Origin of the sequence: Gilliamella sp. Gris1-4 (assembly GCF_001690335.1) — a bacterium.
Taxonomy (GTDB): domain Bacteria; phylum Pseudomonadota; class Gammaproteobacteria; order Enterobacterales; family Orbaceae; genus Gilliamella; species Gilliamella apicola_P.
Map to the genome: position 1 here is coordinate 1 of NZ_LZHA01000073.1, position 4,992 is coordinate 4,992.

The following is a 4,992-nucleotide window of genomic DNA, read 5'->3' on the forward strand; positions in this document are numbered from 1 at the left end:
CATAAATTACTCAACAATACATTGGCAGCCACATTAACATAAATGCCAGTGATACCATACTGGCATAATTCCTTTCTAACTTATCGTATCTAGTTGATATTGAACGATATTGCTTGATTCTAGCAAAGGCATTCTCGACTAAATGACGATAGCGATAAAGGCACCTATCCATACTGCTTTTATCTATATCCTTACCATAATTACGTTTAGCAATCACCGTTCGTCCGCCTTTTTGACGAACAAAGCACCGAAAAGGCTCGCTGTCATAACCTTTATCGGCTATCACTGTATTGACTTCATCAAGCTTTTCAACTAGGTTTTCTGCATAAGTGATATCATGTCGTTGTCCTTCAGAAAGCTCAAAACAAATAGGCAAACCACCACTATCAACCGCAAGATGAATTTTAGTTGAATTACCACCACAGCTCTGACCTATTTGCTCGGAATACTCCGTTGCAGCGCCTGTACTATGTTGATGAGCCCTGATAATCGAGCCATCTAGGAACACCCATTCAAAATCCGCTAGTTGTGATAAATGTTTGAAAATATCAACTAATATTCCTTTTTTAGACCACAAATTAAATCGCCTATAGACAGTGCTCCATTCACCAAACTCTTCTGGCAAATCTCGCCAAGGAATACCGGTTCTCATTCGGAAAAGGATCCCTTCAAACGTCATCCGATGCTCGGATTTATTATAAACTCGGCCGGTATTTTTCATTATTTGTAGTAGCTTTTCCCACCGTTTATCTGTTAGCATTGTTCTTGGCATGATGAATCGAGTTATGGTTGTTTTTGGCTGAATTATTATAACTCACATCATGCCGTCTAAAAAATAATCATGAAAGATCAACACGCCCTAATCAAGATGGGGAATCGATCGATTGGTTACCTAAACATAAGGGGTATATTACACAGTACAGAAAGTATATTGATATTGTCATCTGCTATTTTTTTGAAAATCAAATCCAAAATCCAAACTCTCACAAAGAAAGGTTGGATTCTATTCAACTGATGTTTAATTATCTTGCATATCATGAGACAACTCGCATAAGAATAGATACATTTTATAAATGTTATGCTTTCGATTTAACAAATATCAATCTAGAGTATTTCTATCCAAATGATTTAATTGAATGTTATAAAAAAGATTGGATAAAGATATATAATTCAAAAAATACTCTAAATTGGATAAATAAATCTAATGAGGAGCAATGTCGTTGGATATGGGAATTTTTGCAAAAAGAACACTCAATTACAATCCTTCAGCATAAAAAGAATTATAGACTTAATCAAAATTTTTGTTTTAATTTTTTTGAATTTACTAATAATGAAGAACGCTATTTAGCTATTTTTACTGCTATATATACAGCTCCAAAAGATGGAATAACAGACAAATTACTCAAAACAATGAAAAAACTATGGTTGCAAAAAGAGAGAAGATCTTCAAATAGAGCAAAAAATAACAAAATTTTAAAAAAACAATGTAAGCGTATTACGAAAGATACAGCAGAAAACAATGAAAATGATTTAAATAAAATAGTATAGATTTAAACTTATCTAATAATAGTAATTAGGCAAGCAATTCTCTATAACCCTTGCAAACAAAGGCTTTAAAGCCATTTTATGGATACACGCCATTATCGAACCAAATGTATCCGGGTTTGTATCCGATTTTCCGCTTGATTTGGGGTAATTCCAGTTGAATTCGGTTGAGTAGTGAAACAAGGTGAAAGGCTTATTTGAAAAGGCTTTAGGCATAAAAAAACCTGCTAGAAGCAGGTCTTATAATTTGGTAATTGGTGCCCGGACGCGGAATCGAACCACGGACACGGGGATTTTCAATCCCCTGCTCTACCGACTGAGCTATCCGGGCAACAATGGATGCACATTAAACACGATTCGTGATCATCAGTCAATCCCTTTTGTAATATTTTTTTTAAAAATATATTGTTTGGTTGAAAAATAGCTAATCATCTTCATATTAAAAGATAATTTTTAATAATATGTTTTTATCCTTATAGGAATTATATATGCGATTTGTTGGCTTTATTATCTTTTTTATTTATGTTTATTTTGAACTTACCTTTTTCATAGCTGTTGCCAATTCAATTGGTATTTTTCTTGCTTTAATTTGTATTATTGCAACATCTATTCTTGGTTTCTCGTTAGTTAAAACTCAGGGTTTGAAAAACCTTAGTATTATGCAACAAAAAATAGCTAACAATCAAAGCTATAAAAATGAATTAATTAGAAGTGTAGCTTTGCTTTTTGCCGGTTTTTTCTTGCTTATTCCAGGTTTTTTAACTGATATTTTAGGTGCAATCTTATTAATACCCCATGCACAAGATCATATCGTGGAATTTATTGTTCGAAAAATGCCAATAAGATCAAAATTTTCTTCATCACAAATGCATTATCAAGAGAGTGATATTATTGAGGGTGAATTCAAACAGAAAGATGATTAATAAATAATCAGTTAGACTTTTTTTAAATTTGTTCTCTTGAAGAATTTAAAATAATCCCCATATATTATGCACTATATTAAAAAATCATAATTCTATGATTTCTGTTAATAATTATCTTAATTAAAAATTAGTGCTAGGAGATAACTAATGAAAATTCGTCCATTGCATGATCGTGTGATCATTAAACGTAAAGAAGTAGAATCAAAATCAGCTGGTGGTATTGTTTTAACTGGTTCGGCAGCAGGTAAATCAACTCGCGGAGAAGTTTTAGCTGTTGGTAATGGTCGCATTTTAGAAAATGGTCAAGTACAACCGCTAGATGTTAAAGTGGGAGATATCGTAATTTTCAATGAAGGATACGGCGTTAAAACAGAAAAAATCGATAATGAAGAAGTGCTTATCTTATCTGAAAGCGATATCTTAGCGATTGTACAAGCATAACTGACAACTAATTTAATTTATATACAGAATTTAGGAGAAATACGAAGATGGCAGCTAAAGATGTGAAATTTGGTAATGACGCTCGCGCCAAAATGCTTAAAGGCGTTAATGTATTAGCCGATGCAGTTAAAGTAACATTAGGTCCAAAAGGACGTAATGTAGTATTAGATAAATCTTTTGGCGCACCAACCATTACTAAAGATGGTGTTTCTGTTGCTCGTGAAATCGAATTAGAAGATAAATTCGAAAATATGGGTGCGCAAATGGTTAAAGAGGTCGCATCTAAAGCAAATGATGCAGCAGGTGATGGTACAACTACTGCAACTGTTCTTGCTCAAGCGATTGTTAATGAAGGTTTAAAAGCTGTTGCTGCTGGTATGAATCCAATGGATTTAAAACGTGGTATTGATAAAGCAGTTGTTGCAGCTGTTGAAGAGCTTAAAAATTTATCTGCACCATGCGCTGATTCTAAAGCCATTGCTCAAGTAGGTACAATTTCAGCTAACTCTGATGAAACTGTTGGTACTTTAATTGCTCAGGCAATGGAAAAAGTAGGTAAAGAAGGTGTTATTACAGTTGAAGATGGCACTGGTTTACAAGATGAGCTTGATGTTGTTGAGGGTATGCAGTTTGATCGTGGTTACCTATCACCATACTTTATCAATAAACCTGAAACTGCAACTGTTGAATTAGATAGCCCATATATTTTATTAGCCGATAAAAAAATCTCTAACATCCGCGAATTATTACCAGTGCTTGAAGCTGTAGCTAAGGCAGGTAAATCTTTATTGATTATCGCAGAAGATGTTGAAGGCGAAGCTCTTGCAACATTAGTTGTGAATACTATGCGTGGCATTGTTAAAGTTGCAGCTGTTAAAGCTCCTGGCTTTGGTGATCGTCGTAAAGCAATGTTACAAGATATTGCAATCTTAACTGCGGGTACTGTAATTTCAGAAGAAATTGGTTTAGAAATTGAAAAAACAACTCTTGAAGATTTAGGTCAAGCAAAACGTGTTGTAATCAATAAAGACAACACAACTATCATTGATGGTGTTGGTGAGGAGTCATTAATTAATGCTCGCGTTGAACAAATTCGTAAACAAATCGAAGAATCAACTTCTGACTATGATAAAGAAAAACTTCAAGAACGCGTTGCGAAACTTGCTGGCGGTGTTGCTGTAATTAAAGTTGGTGCGGCAACTGAAGTTGAAATGAAAGAGAAAAAAGCTCGTGTTGAAGACGCATTACATGCAACTCGTGCAGCTGTTGAAGAAGGTGTTGTAGCCGGTGGTGGTGTTGCTCTTGTCCGTGCCGCAACTACTATTTCAGAACTTAAGGGGGCAAACGAAGATCAAAACGTTGGTATCAAAGTTGCACTTCGTGCGATGGAAGCTCCATTACGTCAAATCGTTACTAACTGTGGTGAAGAAGCATCTGTTGTTGTTAATGCCGTTAAAGGTGGTAAAGGTAACTATGGTTACAATGCCGCAACTGAAGAATATGGTGATATGATTGCAATGGGTATTTTAGATCCAACTAAAGTGACACGTAGTGCATTACAATATGCTGCTTCAGTTGCCGGCCTTATGATTACAACTGAATGTATGGTAACTGATTTACCTAAAGATGATAAGGCTGACTTAGGTGCCGCTGGTGGTATGGGTGGCATGGGTGGTATGGGCGGAATGATGTAATTCTTTTCGTCAGTACGAAATAAGCTTATCAATACAAACCACTCGTTTATGCGAGTGGTTTTTTTATGAATTTTTTCTTTAGTTATATATTCTCTTTATAAAATAACTGCAAAATAAAAATATACAATTAATTAGGGGCTGTTGATCTTTGCTGTACATAAATTACTCAACAATACATTGGCAGCCACATTAACATAAATGCCAGTGATACCATACTGGCATAATTCCTTTCTAACTTATCGTATCTAGTTGATATTGAACGATATTGCTTGATTCTAGCAAAGGCATTCTCGACTAAATGACGATAGCGATAAAGGCAGCTATCCATACTGCTTTTATCTATATCCTTACCATAATTACGTTTAGCAATCACCGTTCGTCCGCCTTTT

Annotated in this window: 6 protein-coding genes and 1 tRNA gene; 4 read left to right on the forward strand and 3 right to left on the reverse strand. The window is 34.8% G+C overall.

Features of this window, described 5'->3' with window-relative positions; all coding sequences use genetic code 11:
- Window positions 1-10: 10 nt before the first annotated feature.
- Window positions 11-772 (reverse strand): IS5 family transposase, encoded by a 762-nt coding sequence (locus tag A9G31_RS08905; RefSeq protein WP_034915900.1) that lies wholly within the window; start codon window positions 770-772, stop codon window positions 11-13.
- Window positions 773-996: 224 nt separating this feature from the next.
- On the opposite strand from A9G31_RS08905, the gene A9G31_RS08910 reads away from it, so the two are divergent.
- Window positions 997-1,548, forward strand: coding sequence for a hypothetical protein (locus A9G31_RS08910; protein WP_218056434.1), 552 nt, complete (start codon window positions 997-999; stop codon window positions 1,546-1,548).
- A gap of 252 nt (window positions 1,549-1,800) precedes the next feature.
- On the opposite strand, the gene A9G31_RS08915 is transcribed toward A9G31_RS08910, so the two are convergent.
- Window positions 1,801-1,876 (reverse strand) — tRNA-Phe (locus tag A9G31_RS08915).
- A gap of 157 nt (window positions 1,877-2,033) precedes the next feature.
- On the opposite strand from A9G31_RS08915, the gene A9G31_RS08920 reads away from it, so the two are divergent.
- The 3 genes from A9G31_RS08920 to groL all read left to right on the forward strand — a co-directional run bounded on the left by A9G31_RS08920 (window position 2,034) and on the right by groL (window position 4,603).
- Window positions 2,034-2,468, forward strand: coding sequence for an FxsA family protein (locus tag A9G31_RS08920; RefSeq protein ID WP_065561344.1), 435 nt, complete (start codon window positions 2,034-2,036; stop codon window positions 2,466-2,468).
- Between the two features lie 147 nt (window positions 2,469-2,615).
- On the forward strand, window positions 2,616-2,909 hold the full coding sequence (locus A9G31_RS08925) for a co-chaperone GroES (protein WP_034915350.1): 294 nt from the start codon (window positions 2,616-2,618) through the stop codon (window positions 2,907-2,909).
- Between the two features lie 47 nt (window positions 2,910-2,956).
- Window positions 2,957-4,603 (forward strand): chaperonin GroEL, encoded by a 1,647-nt coding sequence (gene groL / locus A9G31_RS08930; protein ID WP_065561345.1) that lies wholly within the window; start codon window positions 2,957-2,959, stop codon window positions 4,601-4,603.
- A 166-nt stretch (window positions 4,604-4,769) separates the two neighbouring features.
- On the opposite strand, the gene A9G31_RS11450 is transcribed toward groL, so the two are convergent.
- The coding region (locus A9G31_RS11450; RefSeq protein ID WP_141671433.1) for a transposase at window positions 4,770-4,992 on the reverse strand (223 nt) is incomplete at its 5' end.